The sequence below is a fragment of the Maricaulis sp. D1M11 genome (assembly GCF_047308265.1).
GTDB lineage: Bacteria > Pseudomonadota > Alphaproteobacteria > Caulobacterales > Maricaulaceae > Maricaulis.
Genome location: NZ_JBKQWY010000001.1, coordinates 443,158 through 465,181, shown reverse-complemented (window position 1 = coordinate 465,181; position 22,024 = coordinate 443,158). Strand labels below are relative to the sequence as shown.

Annotated in this window: 18 protein-coding genes; 15 read left to right on the top strand and 3 right to left on the bottom strand. The window is 60.4% G+C overall.

The window, feature by feature from the left end; genetic code table 11:
* Positions 1–98 precede the first annotated feature (98 nt).
* The 6 genes from RMQ97_RS02270 to RMQ97_RS02245 all read left to right on the top strand — a co-directional run bounded on the left by RMQ97_RS02270 (position 99) and on the right by RMQ97_RS02245 (position 7,254).
* A complete protein-coding gene (locus RMQ97_RS02270) occupies positions 99–560 on the top strand; it encodes a (2Fe-2S)-binding protein (RefSeq protein WP_413659207.1) in 462 nt (153 codons plus the stop codon).
* A gap of 3 nt (positions 561–563) precedes the next feature.
* Positions 564–2,774 (top strand): molybdopterin cofactor-binding domain-containing protein, encoded by a 2,211-nt coding sequence (locus tag RMQ97_RS02265; RefSeq protein ID WP_413659206.1) that lies wholly within the window; start codon positions 564–566, stop codon positions 2,772–2,774.
* Between the two features lie 9 nt (positions 2,775–2,783).
* The gene (locus RMQ97_RS02260) at positions 2,784–3,407 is read left to right on the top strand and encodes a hypothetical protein (RefSeq protein ID WP_413659205.1); all 624 of its coding nucleotides are present in this window, start codon (positions 2,784–2,786) and stop codon (positions 3,405–3,407) included.
* 24 nt (positions 3,408–3,431) lie between these two features.
* On the top strand, positions 3,432–4,394 hold the full coding sequence (locus tag RMQ97_RS02255; RefSeq protein WP_413659204.1) for an XdhC family protein: 963 nt from the start codon (positions 3,432–3,434) through the stop codon (positions 4,392–4,394).
* Positions 4,384–6,003: an NTP transferase domain-containing protein gene (locus RMQ97_RS02250; RefSeq protein WP_413659203.1), complete on the top strand. Its 1,620-nt coding sequence runs from the start codon at positions 4,384–4,386 to the stop codon at positions 6,001–6,003. The genes RMQ97_RS02255 and RMQ97_RS02250 overlap by 11 nt, the downstream gene beginning before the upstream one ends.
* A gap of 75 nt (positions 6,004–6,078) precedes the next feature.
* Positions 6,079–7,254 (top strand): saccharopine dehydrogenase family protein, encoded by a 1,176-nt coding sequence (locus RMQ97_RS02245; protein WP_413659202.1) that lies wholly within the window; start codon positions 6,079–6,081, stop codon positions 7,252–7,254.
* A 93-nt stretch (positions 7,255–7,347) separates the two neighbouring features.
* Here RMQ97_RS02245 and RMQ97_RS02240 read toward each other — a convergent pair whose 3' ends face one another.
* Positions 7,348–9,615: a nitric-oxide reductase large subunit gene (locus RMQ97_RS02240; RefSeq protein ID WP_413659201.1), complete on the bottom strand. Its 2,268-nt coding sequence runs from the start codon at positions 9,613–9,615 to the stop codon at positions 7,348–7,350.
* Between the two features lie 235 nt (positions 9,616–9,850).
* Here RMQ97_RS02240 and RMQ97_RS02235 point away from each other — a divergent pair, with 235 nt between their 5' ends.
* The 9 genes from RMQ97_RS02235 (at position 9,851) to RMQ97_RS02195 (ending at position 19,045) form a co-directional block, all read left to right on the top strand.
* Complete coding sequence (locus RMQ97_RS02235; RefSeq protein WP_413659200.1) at positions 9,851–10,168, top strand: DUF1971 domain-containing protein; 318 nt, start codon at positions 9,851–9,853, stop codon at positions 10,166–10,168.
* Positions 10,158–10,544 (top strand): group III truncated hemoglobin, encoded by a 387-nt coding sequence (locus RMQ97_RS02230; RefSeq protein ID WP_413659199.1) that lies wholly within the window; start codon positions 10,158–10,160, stop codon positions 10,542–10,544. Before RMQ97_RS02235 ends, RMQ97_RS02230 begins: the two co-directional genes overlap by 11 nt.
* Positions 10,534–11,061: a hypothetical protein gene (locus RMQ97_RS02225; RefSeq protein WP_413659198.1), complete on the top strand. Its 528-nt coding sequence runs from the start codon at positions 10,534–10,536 to the stop codon at positions 11,059–11,061. The genes RMQ97_RS02230 and RMQ97_RS02225 overlap by 11 nt, the downstream gene beginning before the upstream one ends.
* Positions 11,058–11,513, top strand: coding sequence for an RrF2 family transcriptional regulator (locus RMQ97_RS02220; protein WP_413659197.1), 456 nt, complete (start codon positions 11,058–11,060; stop codon positions 11,511–11,513). Before RMQ97_RS02225 ends, RMQ97_RS02220 begins: the two co-directional genes overlap by 4 nt.
* A 252-nt stretch (positions 11,514–11,765) precedes the next feature.
* Positions 11,766–14,135 carry an efflux RND transporter permease subunit gene (locus RMQ97_RS02215; protein ID WP_413659196.1) on the top strand — a complete coding sequence of 790 codons (2,370 nt, stop codon included), beginning with the start codon at positions 11,766–11,768 and terminating at the stop codon, positions 14,133–14,135.
* Positions 14,110–14,952: an outer membrane lipoprotein-sorting protein gene (locus RMQ97_RS02210; protein ID WP_413659195.1), complete on the top strand. Its 843-nt coding sequence runs from the start codon at positions 14,110–14,112 to the stop codon at positions 14,950–14,952. The genes RMQ97_RS02215 and RMQ97_RS02210 overlap by 26 nt, the downstream gene beginning before the upstream one ends.
* Before the next feature lie 107 nt (positions 14,953–15,059).
* Positions 15,060–16,259, top strand: coding sequence for a hypothetical protein (locus tag RMQ97_RS02205; RefSeq protein ID WP_413659194.1), 1,200 nt, complete (start codon positions 15,060–15,062; stop codon positions 16,257–16,259).
* Between the two features lie 39 nt (positions 16,260–16,298).
* Complete coding sequence (locus RMQ97_RS02200; protein ID WP_413659193.1) at positions 16,299–17,246, top strand: LysR family transcriptional regulator; 948 nt, start codon at positions 16,299–16,301, stop codon at positions 17,244–17,246.
* Between the two features lie 110 nt (positions 17,247–17,356).
* Positions 17,357–19,045, top strand: a complete 1,689-nt coding sequence (locus RMQ97_RS02195; RefSeq protein WP_413659192.1) for an ATP-binding protein — start codon at positions 17,357–17,359, stop codon at positions 19,043–19,045.
* Here RMQ97_RS02195 and RMQ97_RS02190 read toward each other — a convergent pair.
* Positions 19,042–20,535: a fibronectin type III domain-containing protein gene (locus RMQ97_RS02190; RefSeq protein WP_413659191.1), complete on the bottom strand. Its 1,494-nt coding sequence runs from the start codon at positions 20,533–20,535 to the stop codon at positions 19,042–19,044. The two genes, RMQ97_RS02195 and RMQ97_RS02190, sit on opposite strands and share 4 nt — an antisense overlap.
* 11 nt (positions 20,536–20,546) lie before the next feature.
* Positions 20,547–22,007 carry a metallophosphoesterase gene (locus RMQ97_RS02185; RefSeq protein WP_413659190.1) on the bottom strand — a complete coding sequence of 487 codons (1,461 nt, stop codon included), beginning with the start codon at positions 22,005–22,007 and terminating at the stop codon, positions 20,547–20,549.
* Positions 22,008–22,024 lie beyond the last annotated feature (17 nt).

Here is a 22,024-nt window from a genome sequence, read left to right as displayed (position 1 = left end):
CAATCATCACGAACAAGATTGGCGTAATATGATTATGCCACCACGGGAGGGCTCGCTATTCTTCCTCTCGGGCGAATTCAAGCTGGAGGGAAGTGTCCATGCGTTTACGTGTGAACGGTGTCGAGCGAGAAGTGGATGTCGAGGACGACATGCCCCTTCTGTGGGTCCTCAGGGATGAAATGGGCATCACCGGTCCGAAGTATGGATGCGGCGTAGCACAATGCGGGGCCTGCACGGTCCATCTCGACGGCATGCCGGTGCGCTCTTGCTCCATCCGCGCTCACCAGGCCGATGGCGGCGACGTCACAACGATCGAGGGACTCGGTACACCCGATGCGCTGCACGTAGTGCAGGAAGCCTGGATCGAGAAGCAGGTCGCCCAGTGCGGCTATTGCCAGTCCGGCCAGATCATGGCGGCGGCGGCCTTCCTCGAGCTCAATCCCGAACCGACCGATGACGCCATCGATCGGGCTTTGTCCGCCAATCTCTGCCGGTGCGGAACCTTCCCGCGTATTCGTGAAGCCGTGCACCTGGCAGCCGCCAAACTGCGGGAGGGCTAGATCATGGCTGGAGGAAAAATTACGCGTCGTGCCCTGCTGGTCGGATCTGTTGCTGTCGCAGGCGGGGTCGCTTTTGGTTATTACAGCATCACCAAACCTCATCCCAATCCGCTGGACGCCCAGCTTGCCGAGGGTGAGGCCGCGCTGACCCCCTGGGTGAAAATCACCCACGAGGGCGTCACGCTGATCACGCCGCACACCGATTTGGGCCAAGGCGCCTATTCCATGCAGGCTGCCTTAATTGCAGAAGAACTCGACATCGAATTCGGTCAGTTTGATGTCTCGCCAGGCGTTCCTGCACCGGCCTACTACAACACCGCATTTGCCGCAGAAGCGCCCAACGCCATGATGAGAACCGTCATGAGCGTCGCCACCAAGATGATGGGCCTGCAGGGTACGGGGGGCTCGTCGAGTGTTCCGGATTCCTACGAAAAACTGCGCAAGGCCGGGGCTGTTGCCCGTGAAACACTGAAAAAAGCCGCCGCCCGCGAGGCCGGGGTTCGCGTGAGCGAGCTGACAACGTCCAATGGCGCTGTCCATCTGCCTGATGGAACCTCCATTCCCTATACCCAGCTGGCAGAAGCGGCGAGCCAGATAAGCCCCGTCAACTCTGTCGAACTGCGTGATCCGTCACAATGGCGCATGGTCGGCAAGACGATGGAGCGGCTGGATATCGTCGCCAAATCCACCGGCACGCTGACCTATGGCATCGACCTGCAGTTTGAAAACATGCTGCACGCCGCCGTTCAGCTGAACCCGCACCAGGGCGGAGCCATGAACAGCTTCGATGCTACACAGGCTCGCTCCATGCGCGGCGTCGTCGATATCGTCCCGGTCACCGGAGGCGTTGCGGCCATTGCCGACAATACCTGGCGGGCCATGAAGGCTGCCGAGGCCGTCGACGTGGATTGGGGACCCGCCTCCTTTCCCGCCACCATGGACGAGCACTGGGAGACCCTGTCCAACGCTTTTGTGGAAGACAATCTGCTCGGCCCCAAACGCGAGGACGGCGATGTCGACCAAGTCATCGCGGCCTCACCCCATCAGCTGGCGGCAGAATACCGGGCGCCTTATGTGGCCCACGCCCCGCTCGAACCGCTCAGCGCGGTCGTGCTTGCCTCGGATGATCGGCTTGATGTGTGGACCTGCACCCAGATGCCACGTTTTGCCGAGCAGATCATCGAGCGTGTCTCGGGTTATCCCATGGAGCAGATCCACCTGCATGTGCAGATGGTAGGCGGTAGTTTCGGCCATCGGCTGGAGCACGAGCAGATGATCCTCGCTATCGAGGTTGCACTCAGCCAGCGCGGCACGCCGGTCAAGCTGACCTATAGCCGCGAAGAAGACATGACCCATGACTTCCCGCGCCAGATTGCGATGAGCCGCCTGCAGGGCAGTTACAACGAAACCGGTGTTGAAGCCTTCGACATGGCGATTTCCGCGCCCTCCGTCATGGCCAGCCAGTTCGGTCGTCTGGGCTCAAACCTGTCCATTCCCGACACCCAGGTCATCGCGGGCGCGGCAGACCAGCCCTATGGCCTGGCCGACTACCGCGTGCGGGGCTATATCGCGCCGCCCCTGGCGCCCATCAGTTCCTGGCGCTCGGTTGGAGCCTCGTCCAATTCCTTCTTCCATGAAGGCTTCCTGGATGAATTGATTGTCGAAGCCGGTCTGGACCCGTTGGAAGAACGGCTGCGTCTGATCAATGATCCGGTCGCCCGACAGGTTCTCGAAGCCGTGGGCGAGATGTCGGACTGGGGCAGTGATCTTGGACCGGACCGAGGGCGTGGTGTCGCCTTCTGCCGGTCCTTCAGCACCCCGGTCGCGGAAGTCGTCGAGGTGACACGCACCCCCGCCGGCATCAAGCTCGACGCCGTCTATGTTGCGGCCGATGTGGGCCGGGTGGTCGATCCGGTCAATTTCGACAATCTGGTCAAAGGCGGTGTCGTCTGGGGGCTGGGTCACGCTATGAATTGCGAAATCACCTATGAGGACGGCATCGCTCAGCAAGGCAATTACCACGCCCACGAAGGCATGCGGCTCTATCAATGCCCGCCTATCGAGGTTCGGGGGCTGGAAAACGGCGAACGCGTCTCGGGCATTGGTGAACCACCGGTACCACCGGCCGCGCCCGCCCTGGCCAATGCCATTTTTGCAGCGACCGGCCAGCGCCTGCGCGAAATGCCGTTCAACAAGCATATTGCCTTCGTCTAGGAGATGGTCATGAAAGCCCTTGCCTCTCTGGCTCTCACAGCCACGCTTGCCCTCGCCCTTCCGACACTGGCCGCCCCGGCGCTGGCCCAGGATGACCATGTTGCTCCCGAGCCGGTCGCAAGCCAGGTCTCCCTGGAAGACGGTCTGAGCGCCTGGAACCAGATCCACGAAGTCTTCTCGCACCCGCGCTGCGCCAATTGCCATGTGGGCGAGGACAACATCCCCCGCTGGTCCGGACCGCATTACGGCGATGAACCGCGCAATCACGGCATGTTCGTGAATGGTGATGACAGCCGGTTCGGTGTGGAGAGCATCACCTGCACCACCTGCCATGCCACCGAGAACGCGCAAGTCCTGCACGGTCCACCCGGCGCAGAGGTCTGGATGCTGGCTCCGGTGGAGTTCGTCTGGTGGGAAAAAACCTCGCAGGAGATCTGCGAACAGGTCAAGGATCCCGAACGGAACGGTTTCCGCTCGATCGAGGATCTTGCCCATCATGTTGAATTCGACGCGCTTGTCTTGTGGGGCTGGAATCCAGGTCCCGGCCGCGAACCGGCCCCGTACTCCGCTTCCGAACTGGCCAGTTTTGTGCGGACCTGGGGTGCCGCCGGCGCGCCCTGTCCGGCTGGCTGATCGAACCGGTCTAGCCGAATGACAATGCCGGGCGATATTCTGTCCGAACTCCTCGCCTATAGGGCTGCCGGGACACCGGCGGCCCTGGCCACGGTTGTCGAAACCTGGGGATCGGCGCCCCAGCCGGTGGGCGCCCACCTGGCCGTGGCCGCTGACGGGCAGTTTGCCGGCTCGATCTCCGGGGGATGTGTGGAAGCCGATGTAATCACCGGCGCTCTGGACAGTCTGGACGATGGTCAATGTCGCCTAATGGAATTCGGTGTCTCCGACGCATCCGCCTTCGCCGCCGGCCTGGCGTGTGGCGGGACGATCAAGGTCCTTGTCGAACCTCTCGATACCGGTTCAGGCCCCGCCTCGACGGATATTGAACAACTGCTCTCTGCCCGCCGCAGCCGCACGCCGGTGGCGTATCAGGTGGACCTTGAGAACTGGACACGCACGCTCAAGACCGGCGCTCCGCTCCCTGCAACAGGCATTGATGGCAAGACCTTCACGCTCAGCCTTCTGCCCGCCCTGCGGGTGGTCATTATTGGCGCGGTTCATATCACCCAGCACCTGGCGCCGCTCTTGCGCAGTCTGGGACATGAGAGCGTGATTATCGATCCACGTGCGGCCTTTGCCACGACGGAACGGTTTCCCGGAGAACGCCTGATCAATGCCTGGCCGGAGGCCGCGCTCCAAGAAGTTGAAATCGATAGTCGGACGGCAGTGATCACCCTGACCCATAATGCCGATTTCGACGACGAGGCCCTACTTGGCGTACTCGACAGCCCGGCCTGCTATATCGGGTGCCTGGGATCCAGACGCACACACGCAAAACGGGTCGAGCGCCTCAAGGCTGCGGGCCGGACAGAGGATGAGATCGATCGGATTCACGCGCCCGTGGGCCTCGACATCGGTGCGAAAAGCGCTCCGGAAATTGCCCTCTCGATCGCGGCTGAACTGACAGCCATCCTGCATTCCAAACGAGCATCCCATGGAGTTTAGGACCTGCCCGACGCGCGAGGCCGAGGGCGGTATTCTGGCGCACAGCCTGCGTCTGGGAGATCGCCGATGGCTCAAGGGTCATGTGCTCGAAGCGGACGATGTGAACGCCCTGCTGGACGCGGGGCAAAACACGGTCACCATCGCGCGGCTGTCACAAACAGATATGGGAGAGGCTGACGCCGCCACAACACTGGCCCGGGCACTGTCAGGGTCAGGCTTGAACGCCACGCCGCCCATCAATGGCCGGGTCAATTTGATGGCCGAACATCCCGGCCTTCTCCAGATCCAAGCGGACACGGTTCACGCGATCAACGCGCTGGATGAGGGTATCAGCCTCGCCACGCGAGAGAACGACGCCGTGCTGCAGACGGGCGAACTGGCCGCCAGTATCAAGATCATCCCTTATGGCCTGCCCCGGTCTCTGATCGATACGGCGGTCTCCCACGCGCGCTCCCCCGGTTTGCGCCTTTCTCGGTTTCGCGACCGCTCCATCCAGCTCATACTAACTGAAACTCCGGGGCTCAAATCCTCTCTGCTCACCAAGGCCCGTACTCAAATCGAGGCGCGACTGGCCCGATGGGATTTGTCACTCAATGGCGTCGAAACCCTGCCGCATGAGACCGGCGCCCTGCGTGACGCGCTCACGCAGGCTGACGCCGACCTCATTCTTGTTCTGGGCGGCAGCGCGACAAGTGATCGGCGCGATACAATTCCCGCTGCGCTCACCGCGGCAGGCGGGTCGGTGACGCGCTTCGGCCTGCCTGTCGATCCGGGCAATCTCCTGGTGCTGGGTCAGACCCGAGAGGGACACGATGTGGTCGGCTTGCCAGGCTGTGTTCGTTCTCCCGCGCCCAATGGTGCCGATCGTATCCTCGCACGGCTCGCGGCCGACCTGCCGGTCACACCCTCCTACATGGCGGGACTGGGTGTCGGTGGGCTCATCAAGGAGAATCCGGACCGGGCCATACCCCGGCTCAATCGTGGAACCGTCGACCGCCGCCAGGCCTGTGTCCATCTGATTGTTCTGGCGGCCGGGGCGTCCCGGCGCATGCAGGGCGAGGACAAGCTTTTGCGTCCCATCGATGGCACACCCCTGCTGCGACGGAGCGTGCAAACAGCCCTGTGCAGTGCGGCAGACCATGTCCACGTTGTTTTGCCCGATGGTCACACGGCACGCCGCGCGGCATTGAATGGGCTTGAGAACTGGCGTCGGATCGATACCCGGCTTCACCTCGAAGGCATTGCGGGCTCTATTCGCGCCGGCCTGGCCGATTTGCCCGATACTGCCGAGGCCGTGCTGATCCTTCCGGCCGACCTGCCTCAAATGAGTATGGCAGCCATCAACGAGGTCGTGGATGCCTATCGCCAAACGCCTGACAAGGGGATTTTCCGGGCTGTTGATCAAGACGGACAAGGCGGACACCCGACTCTGTTCGACCGGCGTTTCTTCGAGAGTTTGCGTGGTCTGGAAGGCGATAGCGGCGCACAGGCCTTGATCCGCCGCCATCGCGAGCAAACTTGCCTTGTCCGGATCGAGGGTTATGCCGCCACGCTCGATCTCGATACGCCGGAAGCCTGGTCAGCCTATGAGGCGCAGAGACGTCCATAGACAGGCCCCTTGTCCCGCGTCCATGATGGCGGCCCAAAACGGTCGATAAAGACAAACATAAATATGGGGAGAAAAATGGAAAACCGGACTTACGATGTCGTTGTTTTCGGAGCGACGGGCTTTACCGGACGCCTGGTCGCGGAATACCTGGCCAACCAGCATGGTGATGTCGCCTGGGCCATGGCCGGACGCTCGGCAGACAAGCTGGCGGCTGTGCGCGACGAAATCGGTGCGCCCGAGGACACACCGCTTCTGGTCGCTGACAGTGCTGACGCCGGGAGCCTGGCGCGTCTGGCAGAACAGACCAGGGCAGTCATCACCACTGTGGGCCCCTATCAAAGTTATGGTGAGCCGCTGGTGAAGGCCTGTGTGGTGGCCGGAACCGATTATGTCGATCTGTGCGGCGAACCCGCCTGGATGCATGACATCATCCAGACCTATGATGACGCCGCCCAGGCCAGCGGAGCCCGGATCGTGCTGTCATGCGGCTTTGATTCCATCCCCTTTGACCTGGGCGTGTTTTATCTGCAGCAGGCCGTGATCGCCCAGACCGGACAACCCCTCTCGCGGGTCAAGGGCCGCGTTCGCAAGATGAAGGGCACATTCTCCGGCGGGACCGCGGCCAGTTTCGCCCAGACCATGGCCCGCGCGGCCAAAGAACCCGAGGTGATTGCCCGTCTGAAAGATCCGTTCAGCCTTGTTCCGGATTTTGAAGGGCCCAAACAGCCCAGCGGATCCAAACCGGTCTATGAAGACGATCTGGGATCGTGGTCGGCCCCCTTCATCATGGCCTCGATCAACACCAAGAATGTGCACCGCTCCAACGCACTCCTGGGTCATCGTTATGGCGAGGACTTTGTCTATGACGAGATGTTGCTGACGGGACCGGGCGAACAGGGCGAGGCCATCGCCAATCATGTCGCCAAGGATCGCTCCATGGCGGACAATCCCCCCAAGCCCGGCGAAGGTCCGAGCAAGGAGGAGCGTGAAGCCGGCCATTTCGACGTAATGTTCACCGGTGAGGATGCCAGCGGCAAACGCCACACCGCCATCGTCACCGGCGACAAGGATCCGGGTTATGGCTGCACCTCGAAAATGATTGCCGAAAGCGCACTCTGCCTCGTTCAGGATGTGGACCGGGAAGATACGCCCGGCGGCGTCTGGACCAGCGCACCAGCCATGGGCGAGCCCCTGATCAAGCGCCTGGCTCGGGATGCCGGCATGACATTCTCCATGTCCCCGGCGGACTGACCGCGCCTGGTTGGACCTGACCCGGTTGAACCCAAAGACCGTGTATAGCCAAAGATGAGAGCCGGACCCCCAGGTCCGGCTCTCTTCACAGGATTATTCGGCAGGCAAGGCCGCTGTCGGTTTCCTGTCCGGTTTCGGCAGAATCCACAGCCGCACCATGAAGCCGGCAATCGCCACAGCTCCGGCTGCGAAGACCACATCGCCGATCACCCTCATCCAGACCAGCAGGTCGAAAATGGGCTGATCCAGGAAGTCCGCGGACCGGGCATACCAGAACCCCGTCGTAAGATTGGCCCAGACCTGCAACATACCGTACGGCAGGAGCGACAAGGCAATCATCAGCGTCAATCCGATATTGAGACTCCAGAACCCGTATTTCAGCCAACGATCATCCCAGCGATGGTCAGCGGCCAGACCCCGGGCGCAGAAGATCATCAGCCCCAAGCCAAGCATGCCATAAACACCAAAAAGTGCGCTGTGAGCGTGCACCGGCGTCGTATTCAGGCCTTGCAGGTAATACAGGGCCACGGGCGGATTGATGAGAAATCCGAACACTCCGGCACCGATCAGATTCCATGCTGCCACGGCGACAAAGAACAGGATCGCCCACCGGTAGCGCGCAATCCAGGGCTTTTGTTTACCCAGCCGGTAGTGCTCCATCGCTTCAAAACCGATCAGGCTGAGCGGCACCACTTCAAGCGCGGAGAACGAGGCCCCGACCGCCAGCACACTCTGCGGTGTTCCCGCAAAATAGATGTGATGCAAAGTGCCCAGAATGCCGCCAAACAGGAAGACAACCGTGGCGAACAACACTGCCTGACTGGCCAGTGCCGGGCGCAAAAGCCCGATCCGAACGAACAACAGGGCGATCACCGTCGTGGCGAAGACCTCGAAGAAACCCTCCACCCACAGATGGACCACCCACCAGCGCCAATATTCGACGATGGAGAGGTGTGTATCGGTTCCCCAGTTCAGACCGGCGCCGTAGAACAGACCAATCGCAATCGTGGACAGCAAGGTCATGATGACCAGCGGCCGTACTTCGGTCGGACGCTTGAGTGCCGGGGCCAGGGCGCGGGCAACGAGGACGAGCCAGATCAACAGTCCGACAAAGAGGAGGATCTGCCAGAAGCGCCCCAGGTCAACGAATTCATATCCCTGGTGGCCAAACCAATGATTCATGTTCAGATCCAGCACCTGCTGCACCGCCAACCATTCACCGGCGAAACTTCCAATCACCACGACAAGCAGGGCACCAAATAGCAGATTGACACCCAGAGCCTGCCAGCGCGGTTCTGCGCCACCAATCAGCGGGGCCACATAGAGCCCCGTTCCCACCCAGGCCGTCGCGATCCAGAAAATTCCAAGCTGGGTGTGCCAGGTGCGTGTCACCGCGTAGGGTATCCACGACGCGATATCAATGCCGTAGAAGTCATGCCCCTCAATCGCGTAGTGGGCTGTCAGGGCACCCAGAACGATCTGTGTGAGAAACAGCGCCGCTGCCGTGATAAAGTATTTACGGGTGGCCAGCATGGACGGGGTGGGGCGCTCGGCTCCCAACGGGTCCGCTTCCGGAGCCGGAAGGTGCGCTTCCTCACGGCTACCGGCGTAATACCATGCCAGCCCGCCGATCCCGGCAATCAGCAGAACGATACTGATCAGCGACCAGCTGATGGCGCCCGGCGTGGGGACATTGTCGATCCGTGGTTCGTGCGGCCAGTTCGAGGTATAGGTGATATCCTGCCCCGGCCGTTCCGTCGCTGCAGCCCACGACGTCCAGAAGAAGAAGGCGGCCAAAGCCTCACGCCGGGACGGATCCGGGACGGCATTATTGGCGACCGCATAACTCTCCCTTAACCCCTCAAGGGCGTGGGCATCGCCAAACAGATCCACATAATGATCTGCAACCCGGGCTATCGCACTCGCCCGTTCCAGGCTGACAGTCAGTGTTTCGGTTTGCGGGTCATAGGTATTGGTCCGCATGATCGCTCGCACACGCGCATCGACAATGGCCCGCTGGTCCTCCGAAACGGTGTCGTAATCAATCGCGCCCAGGTCAGTCGCGTATAGGGTCTGCAGAGCGGTGATTTCACGGTGCAGCCAGTCTGCGGACCAGTCGGGCGCAACATAGCCGCCATGACCCCAGATGGATCCCAACTGCATACCGCCCATGGATCGCCAGACCTGGCGGCCCGTTTCGATATCATCATGTGTATAGACGACATGTCCGTCCGGGGTTTCGACCCGGAGCGGAATGGGCGGCGCCTCGCGCACGATCTGTGCGCCAATGAGGAGCAACGCCCCGAAGGAAATCGTGGCCAGGGTGGCCAGGATCACCCACAAGCGTCGAGTGGACGTCATAAAGGTCTCCTTTGTGTTTCAAACGGCTCCCCGATACGCCTCGATATTCCTTAATGCAATATTCTAGATACCTTTTTAATAACCGAGGGCCTTAGGCTTCACCCGAAGCCGAAATATAAATGCCTGAAATAAAGCGCTAACTAGGATCAAAAGGCGCTCCGCCGCGATAAATTGTAGCAGGTGCATTTCTTTTAAAAAGGATTTTGGATATATGTTTGGTGGAAAGGAGGCCATCATGCCTATGCCCGAACTCCCCGAACTGGCCCGCGTCTATTCGCAGACCCCCCTGTTCACCGAGACAAGCGTGCCCGCTGCGCTCCTCACACGTCACAACACCAAGGCCGGCGTATGGGGGCGACTGGATGTCTATGCCGGACACCTCGACTACGTGATGGACGAAGACGTGCCGGAAACCCATCGGATCAATGCCGGACAGAGCGCGGTCATCGCCCCCACCCGCTGGCACCACCTGGAACTGGAAGGGCCGGTCGAATTTCGTGTTCACTTCCTGCGACTTACCGAGACGAGCGAGGCGTTGACCGATGCAAGCTGAAATCCTTCCCCCACGCCGCGCCGCCATTGATGAAGTGCTGATCAGAGACCTGGTCCACACATTTTACGGTCGCATCCGGGAACATCCTGTGCTGGGACCCATTTTCAACCACGCGATCGGCGATGAATGGGATCCACATCTCGCACGGATGTGCGATTTCTGGTCCGGCATCACGTTGCGCACCGGCCGCTTCAAAGGCAATCCGGCGGTCGCACATATGCGACACAAAACCATACGTCCTGAGCATTTCGACCTGTGGCTCACAGTCTGGGACGAAACGGTGGCCGAGCTGGCTGAAGGTCATGCCGCCTTGACCTTCCGGTCTGCCGCTCACCGCATGGGCAGCAATCTACGAGGCGTCCTTTATGCTCGCTAGCACGGAGATCGACATCTTGACCGAACAGCCCGACGCCCGATCAGTCTCTCAAGCCTTCGTGCATACACAGGCCGGCCTTTTCAGTCGGCTTCTCGTCGCGACGCTCTATCTAGGTCTGGTCCTGGGTGTCAGCCTGATAGCAACCCCGGCCAAGTTCCTGGCCCCGAGCCTGGAGTTGGCCGCAGCGCTGGATGTCGGGCGCGTCACGTTCGCCCTCTTCAACCGGATCGAGTGGGGTGTTTTCGCGGTGCTCGCGGTCCTGGTCTTGCCATTGCGATCAGGTCTCGCTCGCTGCGCCGTTATGGCGCTGGGCACGACACTCATCCTTGATACCACCTGGCTGCTCCCCACCCTGTTCGAGCGTGTCTCTGCGGTCCAAGCGGGCACGCCCAAGCCGTCTTCGCTGCATCACATGCTTTATGCCACGCTCGAGATCGCCAAAATCATGGCTCTGGGCGGGATCATTGCAGCGCAAATTCGCGCGTTTTCCGCCCACCGGGAGAGAACGTCATCATGAAACTCACCACCTATAGCGACTATGCCCTGAGAGTGATGATGTATTTGGCCGTGCATGATGATCGACGCAGCACGATCGCCGAGATCGCCGAAGCCTATGACATATCCCGCAATCACCTGATGAAACTCGTGCAGGATCTGGCACGCGCCGGACTGGTCGAGTCGACCCGGGGTCGCTCCGGAGGCCTGAAACTGGGCCGGGATGCAGGCAAGATCCGCGTCGGTCAGGTCATCCGCCTGACAGAAAGTGATATCGATCTGGTCGAGTGCTTCTCACCGGGCAGCAATACGTGCCGTATCACGCCCGCCTGTCAGCTCAACTTCGTCCTGCGCGAGGCGCTGGGGCAATTTTTGTCAGTGCTCGACCGCTATACGATCGCAGATCTCATATCAAATCGCGACACCCTCAAAGCCCTGCTGGAGCCTGAAGCGCCTGTAATTTCAGAACAATAATCCTGGGCCACCTGTGGCGCCCTTCGATATTCGTCACGGGAATATCGGATATAGCCCTCATTTATTTGCGTAATATCGGGCGTCCCCCAAATAGTCCGCGACGTGATTGCCGGTACGGATGTTTCCCGTACCCGCCTGTGCCTGCGGCATGCGGTGAACCGCAACACGTCCCGGAAATGGACCCGGCTTGTCCATGAGGGGGGCCGATGCCGGACGGCAAGTACGGTCTTTCTGCGCAAGAAAGGATAGACTATGGGCGCGATCAGAAATCGCACCGACAGATTTGCCACGAGTCTGGCCGAGACGGTGATCCGTTTCCGCTGGCTCATTTTGCTGGCGTCGGTGATTATGACTTTCGGCTTTGCCAGCGGCATGCCGCGCTTGGGCTTCGATACCAATTACCGGGCGTTCTTCTCCGAAACCAATCCCGAACTGGCGGCCTTCGAGGAATTCCAGGCCACCTATACCAAGAATGATAATTTCCTTGTCGTCATCCGCCCGGCGAATGGCCAGGTCTTCACGCGCGAGACCCTTGCGGCCGTGGAGGCCATTACCGAAGGCGGCTGGCAGATCCCCTATGCCATCCGCGTCGATTCCATCACCAATTTCCAGCACACCTATGCCGAAGGCGACAATCTGATTGTCGAGGACCTGGTGCGGAACGCGACATCGCTGAGCGAGGCGGACCTGATCCAGCGCCGCCAGATCGCTGTCAATGAACCGCTCCTGCGCGACCAGTTGATCACACCCGACGCCGATGTCACGGCCGTGAACATCGTGCTTCAATATCCTGAACTGAGCGCGTTCGAAGTCCCCGAAGCCGTGGCCGTCCTGCGCGCCATGCGCGACGAGATCCAGGCTGAATATCCTGACATCGAAATCGCCCTGTCCGGCATCTCCATGATGAATAACGGTTTCATGGAATCGGGCATGAATGACATGGCGACCCTGATTCCGATGATGTATGGCGTGCTCCTGGTGATCATGCTGCTGTCCATCCGCTCGTTTAGCGGTACAGCGGCCACGCTCATCCTGATCATGTTCTGCACGATGATCGCCATGGGCGCAGCGGGCTATATGAGTATCGGGCTCACACCGGTCTCTGCTTCTGCTCCGACGGTCATCCTCACCCTGGCCATCGCTGACTCGATACACATACTCCTGAGTATCCGCCAAGGCATGCGCAACGGCATGAACAAGCGTGACGCCATTATTGACGGCGTGCGGATCAACTTCCTGGCCGTCACCATTACATCGGTCACAACGATCATCGGCTTTATGGCGCTGAACCTGTCTGACAGCCCACCGTTTGGTCACCTCGGCACCATGACAGCGATCGGTATCGCAGCAGCCTGGCTGTTGTCCCTGACGCTTCTGCCAGCCCTGGTCAGCCTGTTGCCGATGAAGGCTGCGCCCAAATCAGAAGGCAAGGGGGATGCCGGCGACCTGATGGAGGGTTTCGCCAATTTCGTGAACCGCAACAGTCGTGTGGTGTTTCTTGGATCCAGCTTCGCCAGTCTCGCACTGGTCGCGATGATCCCGACGCTCCAGTTCAACGACCAGTGGGTGAATTACTTCGATGAGAGCCTGGAGGTCCGGCAAGCCAACGACATCGCGCTGGAACATTTCGGACTCTATCCGATCGAATTCTCCGTGCCTGCCAATGGCTCGGGTGGCGTTCAGGATCCTGAATACCTGCAACATCTGGATGAGTTCGCCCAGTGGGCGCGCACCCAGGAACACGTGACCCACGTCTATTCAATCACGGACATCATGCGGCGCCTGAACCAGAACCTGCATGAGGATGATCGCAGCTTCTATCGCATCCCTGAAGACCGCGATCTGGCCGCTCAATATCTGTTGCTGTACGAGCTCTCCCTGCCCTACGGCCTGGACCTCAATGACCGCATCAATATCGACAAGTCCGCCAGCCGGCTGACTGTCACCCTGGCCAATGTCACCACGGAAGAAACCAAGGACTTCCTGACCGACGCCGAAACCTGGCTGGCGGCCAATACACCGACCTATATGCACACCCAGGCGACTGGCGCCCAGGTCATGTTCGCCTTTGTTGCCGAGCGCAATGTCGAGAGCATGATCAGCGGGAATATCATCGCCATCCTGGCCATTGGCCTAGTGATGATGCTGGCCTTGCGGTCCTTCGGTCTGGGCCTGATGAGCCTGGTTCCCAATACTCTGCCGATCCTGACCACATTCGGGGCCTGGGCCTTATTGGTCGGAACGGTTGGCTTCTCGGTGGCAGCTGTGGGTGCGGTCTCCCTGGGCATTGTCGTCGATGACACAGTCCACTTCCTCACCAAGTATCGCCGGGCGCGCGTGGAACAGGGCGCGTCAACCGAAGCGGCCATTCGCTACGCCTTCCGCACGGTCGGCATGGCGGTCGTCATCAACACGATCGTTCTGGCGGCCGGTTTTGCGGTGCTCGCATTCTCGACCTTCAAGCTCAACGCGGATCTGGGCCTCCTGACGGCACTCGCCATCGTCTTCGCCCTGGTCCTCGACTTCCTCCTCCTCCCCGCCCTGCTGATGGAATTGTCCAAGCTCGGCAAGAAAAACACTCGCATTGGAGACAAAGATGGCTCGCTTCAACACGCTGAATAAGGCGCTGATGGCCACCGCTCTGGGTGCTGTCCTCACCTCGGCCAGCCTGGCCCAGGAGGCCCCGGCCTGGATCGAAACCGACAGCCAGCGCCAGGGCTATGAAATCGCCGAACGGTCGGACAATTCCGACAATGGTTTCGGTGACAGCCGGGTCGAGGCCCGCATGGTCCTGCGCAATGCCGCCGGTCAGGAAACCAGCCGCGAGCTGACCTTCCAGACCCTGGAACGCGAAGACAATTCGGTCGGCGACAAATCCATCGTCGTCTTCCAGACTCCCCGGGATGTGGAGGGCACCGCCCTCCTCTCCCACGCCCGCATTCTTGATCCGGATGATCAATGGCTGTTCCTTCCCGCCCTCGCCCGGGTGCGTCGGATCTCGTCCGCCAACAAGTCCGGTCCGTTTGTCGGGTCTGAATTTGCTTTCGAGGATTTCACCTCCCTGGAGCTGAACAAGTACAGCTATGATTTCCAGGGCGAGAGCACCATTGAGGTTGCCGGTGAAACCCTGTCTGTGGATGTCGTGGAGCGTTTTCCGCTCTATGAAAATTCCGGATATACGCGCCAGCTCAGCTATATCGACCAGGAGGTCTACCAGATCCGTCGGGTCGAGTTTTTCGACCGCCGCGGCGATCTCCTCAAAACCCTCGATCTGAGCGATTACCGCGAATACGGCGACGGCATCTGGCGCGCCCACAGCCTGAACATGACCAATCACCAGACCAACAAGTCCACGGAATTGCTGTACGGCGATTTCTTGTTCGATGTCGGCCTGGACGAGAATGATTTCGTGCGCGGCGTCCTCGAACGCGCTCGCTAATCCCCCGGCTCGGGGCGCATCCCCTGCAGCCCCGCGTCCCCGGCCGCGTCGTGTCCTGTCCCTTCACGGCGCGGCCACCTTTTTGACACTGTTACATCGGTACTCACATGATCCGCGTTTTCCTGACCGCCGTGTCCGCTCTGACCCTGACCACAGCCGCCCATGCCGGCGACTGGGACATTGGGGCTTCCCTAGGCACTGAAGCCCGCTGGTTCACCCAGGATGCAGCCTATCCCGGCCAGTCTGACGATGTTCAGACCTCGCTCATTCTGGAAGGCGATTTCCGCTGGCGCAGCGAAGACCGACGTCACCAATGGGTGTTTGTCCCCTGGGGCCGCATGGACAGTGTGGATGATGAACGCTCTCACTTCGACCTTCGGGAGGCGTATTACCGCTATAGTGGCGACACGGTCACGCTGGAGGCCGGTGCGATCAAAGTGTTCTGGGGTGTGACCGAATCCCGCCACCTCGTCGACATCATCAACCAGACCGATGCGGTCGAAGACAGCGACGGCGAGGACAAGCTGGGTCAGCAAGCCCTGCGCGTGTCATGGCAACGCGATTGGGGTCTACTGGAAGCCTATGTCCTGCCCGGGTTCCGGGAGCGCACCTTTGCCGGCGTGGATGGACGTTTGCGCGGGCCGCTTCCGGTGGATGCCGACAGCGCCCTTTATGAACATGATGACGAGGATGAACATGTCGACTTCGCTGCCCGATGGTCCCACTTCATCGGGGACTGGGATATCGGCATTGCGGCCTTTCACGGCACGTCACGCGAACCCACACTTCGCCTCGCACCCGAGGCCGACCGTTTCCTGCCGCACTATTCCGTCATCAGCCAGGTCTCGGCAGATGTGCAGCTGACCCGTGGCGCCTGGCTCTGGAAGTTCGAAGGTCTGGTACAGGACGGGCATGGCGACACGTTTGGCGCTCTTGTCGCCGGCGTTGAATACACCTTCTATGGCGTGACCCGGAACGGTGCGGATTTCGGCATCCTCGCGGAATACCTCCAAGATGGTCGCAGCGATGATTTCACCATCGCACCTCAGACCGCATTCCAGAACGATCTGTTTGTCGGCGGTCGACTGGCGATGAATGATTTCGCGGACACCAGCCTGCTCGGTGGCGCTGTTGTCGATCTGGAGAACGGGTCCACGGCCTTGCTGATGGAAGCGGAACGCCGGATCGGCTCCAACTATTTTGTCGAGCTGGAAGGTCGTTTCACCACGAATATTGATGAGGCTGACCCGCTTTTCGCCGTCGAATCCGACGATTCCATCACCTTGCGGCTCACTCGCTATTTCTAGCCCCTAGCGGATCCCGCCACAGCTTCCTACTTACCCATCATGATGCTCAAAAAGCTCGACCTCAATTTGCTGGTGACTTTCGAGGCGCTGTGGCGAGAACGCAGCGTGACCCGCGCCGCTGCTCGCCTGAATGTGGCGCAACCGACCGTCTCCAATGCCTTGGCCAAGCTGCGCGATCTACTTCACGATCCGCTCTTTATTCGCACACCCAAAGGGATCGAGCCCACTGAGCGCTGCAATGAAATCGCGCGGGATGTCACCCAGGCCTTGCGGCAGATTGAACAGGCCATTGATGGCGCGCCGGATTTCGACCCGGGCACCTGTAGCCGAGAGTTCAAGATCGGCTGCGCCGACTATTTCGATCTCCTGATCCTGCCCTCGCTCATCCATCGCATGGCCGACGAGGCGCCCCATATTGATATCCGTCTTCGGTCCATCAATCGGGAGGAAGGCCTCGACCTACTCGACGCCGGTGAGCTGGACTTCCTGATGCATCATGATGGTCCCGCACCCAAACGCTTCGGTGTCTCCAAGGCGTTCAGCGAGCGCCATATCCTCACCGCACGGCGCGATCACCCGCTGATCAAGGGGCAGCCCGATATCGAGACCTTTGCTCGTTTGCCCCATATCAATTTCTCTCAACGCGGCGATGCGCGCTCACCGGTCGACGAGGCTCTGAACGCGCTGGGCTATACACGCCGTGTTCTCGTCACGACCCAAACCATGAGCACGGTCGCGAGCATGGTGTTGCAGTCAGACATGCTGGGCTCCATCCCCAGTCGGCTGGCCGGAAAACTGGTTGAGGAGTTTGGCGTCCAAGCCTTCCCGATGCCGTTTGACATGCCGGATGTCGATCTGATCCTGTACTGGAACCGTCGCTCCGAACATGACGGGGCGTGCCGCTGGATGCGTCAAACCATCCTCGATATCTGCGCAAATCTGCCGAATTTCGAACCGGTCACGTCGGATTACGCCCCGCAATCCTGATTGGCCCGGCTTCGCATTCCGGACCCACCCCACAAGTCTGGTCTCGCAAGACTTCAACTTGTGCTTTACTTGTACCCGCTAGACGGAGAGGCTGATCCCATCGTGAACTGATGAGGCCTTTCCCACCCGTGATTGCTGACAACACACTCTCACTCCAAAACAAGTCGCGCATCCTTGCGTGGACGACCGGGGCGTTTGCAGCGGTCATTGGCGTGTATCTGGCCGTGATCAGTGTCGCCCTTCCCGGCCTCTCTCCGGCAAAGCTTGCGGGCGCGGTAGCCGTTATCTTCTTTGCGACTCAAAGCCTTCTGGCCTGGCGCTGGCACATCTATGCGCCCACCGCCCATGGTTTTGTCGCCACAGCACAGCTTCTGGTCTTTCTGGGCTCCCTCACCAATGGCGGTGTGACCGGCTATCTCGCGCCCTTTTTGATGGTCCCACCGCTCGCCGCCGGGTTTTTCCTGAGCGCACGATCGGCTCTCGCCTATGGCGTGGTCTCCATTCTTCTCTTCCTGGCCATGCTCGTATTGGATATTGCCGGGGTCGTACAACCCATGGCCTATTCCGCAGAGGCAGAACGGATCGCCGCACTCTTCGTGCTCGCCACAGCGACCGTACTCAGCCTGATCTGCGTGATCGGCTTCACCCAGGCCACCCACCGCATGCTCAACGCGGCGCAGACCGCCGAGCGGACCAAGGCCGCCTTCCTGGCCAATATGAGTCACGAAATCCGCACGCCCATGAACGGTATTCTGGGCATGCTGGAAATTGCGCGACGGTCGAACACAGGCGAACTCGATGCACGTGGCGTGTCGACCATCCACGCATCAGCGAGCTCCCTCATCGCGGTACTCAACGATATTCTGGACATTTCGAAACTGGACCAGGACACGATCCGCATCCTGCCTGTCGCTACAGATTTGCGCAGCCTGTGCGAGGAAACCATGAGTCTGTTTGCGGCCCAGGCCTCGTCCAAACCGGTAAACATCATTCTTGACTATTCCGACACGCTCACCGACCATTTCGAGATTGACCCTGTGCGCGTGCGCCAGGTCTTGTGGAATCTGGTGGGCAATGCCGTGAAATTCACGGAAGACGGTGAGGTGCGTTTGACCGTCGAACGCCCCGACGCCGATCGCCTGCGCTTTTGTGTCACGGACACCGGTATCGGACTATCCGAGGACGCTCGCTCGCGCATATTCGACCGATTTGAACAGGCCGATGATACGACAACACGGCTCTTTGGCGGAACCGGGCTCGGTTTGACGATCTCCAGCGAGATGGTTCGTCTTATGGGAGGCCAGCTGAGCGTGACAAGCACGCTGGGCAAGGGCAGCGAGTTTTGCTTCAGCCTGCCGGCGCGCTCTTGCAACGCCCCGAACAGCGAAACCGACATCAAGGAGAGCCCCGAGCTTGCTCCGCTATCCATTTGTGTCGTTGATGATCAGGCCATTAATCGCACAGTCGCTTTGGGCCTGCTCAATCACCTCGGGCAGTCACCGGTCATGGCTGCGTCGGCAAAAGAGGCGATCGAGGCGGCCCGGTATCAGGTCTTCGACCTGATCCTGATGGATGTGCACATGCCGGACATGGATGGTCTGGAAGCGACACGACAGCTTCGCCAGAATCCGGGAAAAAATGCTGACAGTCCTATCTACGCTCTAACCGCCAGCACACTGGACGAGGAAATCCGGCGCTACAAAGCGGCAGGCATGAATGGCTGCCTGCCCAAACCTCTCCAGATCGACGCGCTGTCCGACCTATTGCGGGAGATTGCGCGCCAGCCCTCGCGCGTCTAATCGCCCCGCAAATCTTCCCAGTTATTGTGAGGCCGTCGCTCTCCGGGCGCCCAAGGCCCTGTATTTTGCTCGAACAGACGCGTTTCACCATAGGCTGCATCACCATTCACCAGGCGTTTATGCCCCTCGTCTGCCTGCAGCGAGAATGCATCATAGACCCGGCCGGTCGCAGTGTAGGCCTCGTATTCAAGGTGATCCCCATCCAGTCGAATAACCTGGAAGAGGGGGGTATTCTCGGCCACACGGTCCGCTGACAATCCGTCAAGATCCGCCTGTCCATCACCAACGCGCGGGAGAAAATCAGCATCAATCGGATCGGACTGGGCAATCGTCCCGGCGGAGATCACAAAGACCGTGTCGACCGCATCGCCCTCACCCACACTCACACGGCTGGTCCGGCCCGATGTCAGGCGCCCGTAGAAATGCATGTGACCGACCAGGACCATGTCCACAGAATGGCGCTCGATAACACTCAGGAAGGCGGCTTCGCGGGCGCGGCTGTCTGCGTTGCTGCGATCCCGGGGCTGGGCGAAAAAGGGGTGATGCATCGTCACCACCGTCCACTGGGCATCGGTCTGCGCCAGTTTTCGGTCCAGCCACTCGGCCTGTTCTTCAAACCAGCCCGCTGCAGAGTTCAGGACGAAAACATGGAGGTCTTCACTCCAGCGCACATCATACACCGTCTCGTGCAGGGGTTCGGGCAGTTCCTCCACAACGGGCAGTGCGAATTGCGGGCGCCAGAGCATGTTCAAAGACCGATTCCGACTGCCGTCAGCACGCCGGTCCATACGCGGATACTCATGATTGCCCACGACCGGGATGATCGGGGTTTGCGCATGCAGGAAATCGCCCGCGTCAAACCATTCGGCCCAATCCCTATCCCGCGACCCATCATGAACCAGATCGCCGGCATGCAGATAAAAATCAGCCTGCGGCGCCGTCGCGTGAGCGGACCGGATCAAGCGGCTCCAGTGTTGCCGAATGGAGTTCTGGGCATCACCGAAATAGATGAATTCGACAGGACCACGTTCGGGCGCGGTGCGGACCTGGAACCATTCAGACCAGTTTCCATCTCCACCTTTCACGCGAATGGCATAGAGCGTGTCGGGCTCCAGACCCTCAAACGTAACCTCATGATAGTTCACATACCCCAGACCGATATTGAAGACCTCAAACCGCTCTCCACCATGGCCTGACCAGTGTTCCAGATTGACAGTCCGTGTGGTGGCTCTGGAGCTTCGGGCGGTCAGATCAAACCGCGCATCATCCGTCGCCAAGGCGATCTCGGCACGGGTGCGGTCTACCGAGACATCCGTCCGCCAGGTGACCGACACACTCGTGTGCGGATCATCGACAAAAGTGGTGGCGATCCGGTCCGGCCAGTCCGACGCGGCCTGCCAGGGGGGCGGTGGCGTTCGATGATGACTGGGATGTGCGCCCGCCGGCACACTCAGCAGCACAAAAGCGAATAGAGACAGCAATACGCGCATGACGGACTTCCTCACCGCAAATGATCATTGCCCGCATAGGGCTCGGTCGTTTCCAGCTGACGGATGTCGCCAAAGGCGGCTTCGCCATCCACAAGGCGCAGATTACCGTCAGCATCCCGTGTCAGCGTGAAGGCGTCATAAGCCTGCCCCAGCGCGGTATAGGCCGTGTAGACGAGCTGATCCCCGTCGATCCGGATGCTCTGGAATGTCGGGGTGTTATTACCCCATCGGTCGACCGTGAGCTCATCGGCCAGCGCGTGATTGCTCTCCATATAGGCCGGACCGGTTCCTCGACCGGTCATGCCACCGGAAACGGAAACAGCAATGACCATCTCCACGTCCCTTGCCTCACCCAGCAGGGTCCGGGCGGTCATGCCCGTGCCAAAACTCGCGCGTGTGTAAGAGTGATTGTGACCCGCCAGGACCATGGCCACGTCATGCCGTCGTGCGAGGCGCACAAAACTGTCTCGACGCTCAACCAGGGTCGGATTGTTTGCGCCGCCCGGCCGGAAAGGAGAATGATGCATGGATACAATCTTCCAACGAGCGTCGGACGCACGCGCGGTCTCGTCAAACCAATCCAGCTGCGCATCCCAGTCCGGCGAGGAGCTGTCGAGCACAAAGATGTGCAAATCCTGCGTGTAACGGACGTCATAGACGGTCTCGACCAGGGCGTCTGGCAAGCCCTCTTCTTCAGGCAGGGTGAATTGCGGACGCCACAATGCCGTCACAGCGCCCTCGCCATTCCGATAGCCGCCGGGGCCCGTTGAGGTGTATTCATGATTGCCGGCAACGGGAATGACATTGCGCATGGCATGGAAGAAGCCGCCCGCGGCATGCCATTCGGCCCATTCCGTATCCCGGTCGCCCTGATTGACGAGATCACCCGCGTGGAGAACAAATTCGGCCTCGGGTGCCGTCAAAAGACCCTGCCGAATAATGCGTGACCAGTGCGAATGCACACCGCGCTGTGCGTCACCGTAATAGAGGAAGGTCACCGGTCCGGATTGCGGCGCGGTCTTGACCTGGAACCATTCGCTCCAATGCCCCCGCGCGCCGCGCACCCGGTAGAGATAGGGTGTGTCAGGCTGAAGGTTTCGGAATGTCACGGTATGATAGTGGACCGGACCACGCCCGAAATTCCGGGTCACCGGACGCCCATACCCGCCCGCGACCTGATCGAGATCAACACGCTCGATCCGGGCATTTCGTGCATGCGAGGCCAGGTCAGGCTGCGCGGCTGCCGTGGCCGGAGCCAGTTCAGCGACACTCTCCGACACGGTCGCGGATGTCCTCCAGACCAGCGTGAGTGTGGTCGCCGGATCGTCCGCGGGTGTCATGATGATCCTGTCGGGCCAGTCCGAGGCCGTGTCCCAGGGCGCAGTCCCCTGCGGCCAGTGGTCGGGATGGGCCCAAGAAGGCGCGGCAAGACCGCACCAGGTGGCCAGAAGGATCACAATCAAGCGTGTCATGGAGATGTCCTGAAAGA

Bases quoted from the DNA above. Each gene is read 5' to 3' on its own strand.
- RMQ97_RS02220 (WP_413659197.1), top strand. From the start codon at position 11,058: ATGAAACTCACCACCTATAGCGACTATGCCCTGAGAGTGATGATGTAT.
- RMQ97_RS02210 (WP_413659195.1), top strand. From the start codon at position 14,110: ATGGCTCGCTTCAACACGCTGAATAAGGCGCTGATGGCCACCGCTCTG.
- RMQ97_RS02190 (WP_413659191.1), bottom strand. From the start codon at position 20,535: ATGCGCGTATTGCTGTCTCTATTCGCTTTTGTGCTGCTGAGTGTGCCG.
- RMQ97_RS02225 (WP_413659198.1), top strand. From the start codon at position 10,534: ATGCTCGCTAGCACGGAGATCGACATCTTGACCGAACAGCCCGACGCC.
- RMQ97_RS02215 (WP_413659196.1), top strand. From the start codon at position 11,766: ATGGGCGCGATCAGAAATCGCACCGACAGATTTGCCACGAGTCTGGCC.
- RMQ97_RS02195 (WP_413659192.1), top strand. From the start codon at position 17,357: ATGAGGCCTTTCCCACCCGTGATTGCTGACAACACACTCTCACTCCAA.
- RMQ97_RS02235 (WP_413659200.1), top strand. From the start codon at position 9,851: ATGCCTATGCCCGAACTCCCCGAACTGGCCCGCGTCTATTCGCAGACC.
- RMQ97_RS02240 (WP_413659201.1), bottom strand. From the start codon at position 9,615: ATGACGTCCACTCGACGCTTGTGGGTGATCCTGGCCACCCTGGCCACG.
- RMQ97_RS02255 (WP_413659204.1), top strand. From the start codon at position 3,432: ATGCCGGGCGATATTCTGTCCGAACTCCTCGCCTATAGGGCTGCCGGG.
- RMQ97_RS02265 (WP_413659206.1), top strand. From the start codon at position 564: ATGGCTGGAGGAAAAATTACGCGTCGTGCCCTGCTGGTCGGATCTGTT.
- RMQ97_RS02200 (WP_413659193.1), top strand. From the start codon at position 16,299: ATGATGCTCAAAAAGCTCGACCTCAATTTGCTGGTGACTTTCGAGGCG.
- RMQ97_RS02250 (WP_413659203.1), top strand. From the start codon at position 4,384: ATGGAGTTTAGGACCTGCCCGACGCGCGAGGCCGAGGGCGGTATTCTG.
- RMQ97_RS02185 (WP_413659190.1), bottom strand. From the start codon at position 22,007: ATGACACGCTTGATTGTGATCCTTCTGGCCACCTGGTGCGGTCTTGCC.
- RMQ97_RS02205 (WP_413659194.1), top strand. From the start codon at position 15,060: ATGATCCGCGTTTTCCTGACCGCCGTGTCCGCTCTGACCCTGACCACA.
- RMQ97_RS02245 (WP_413659202.1), top strand. From the start codon at position 6,079: ATGGAAAACCGGACTTACGATGTCGTTGTTTTCGGAGCGACGGGCTTT.
- RMQ97_RS02270 (WP_413659207.1), top strand. From the start codon at position 99: ATGCGTTTACGTGTGAACGGTGTCGAGCGAGAAGTGGATGTCGAGGAC.
- RMQ97_RS02230 (WP_413659199.1), top strand. From the start codon at position 10,158: ATGCAAGCTGAAATCCTTCCCCCACGCCGCGCCGCCATTGATGAAGTG.
- RMQ97_RS02260 (WP_413659205.1), top strand. From the start codon at position 2,784: ATGAAAGCCCTTGCCTCTCTGGCTCTCACAGCCACGCTTGCCCTCGCC.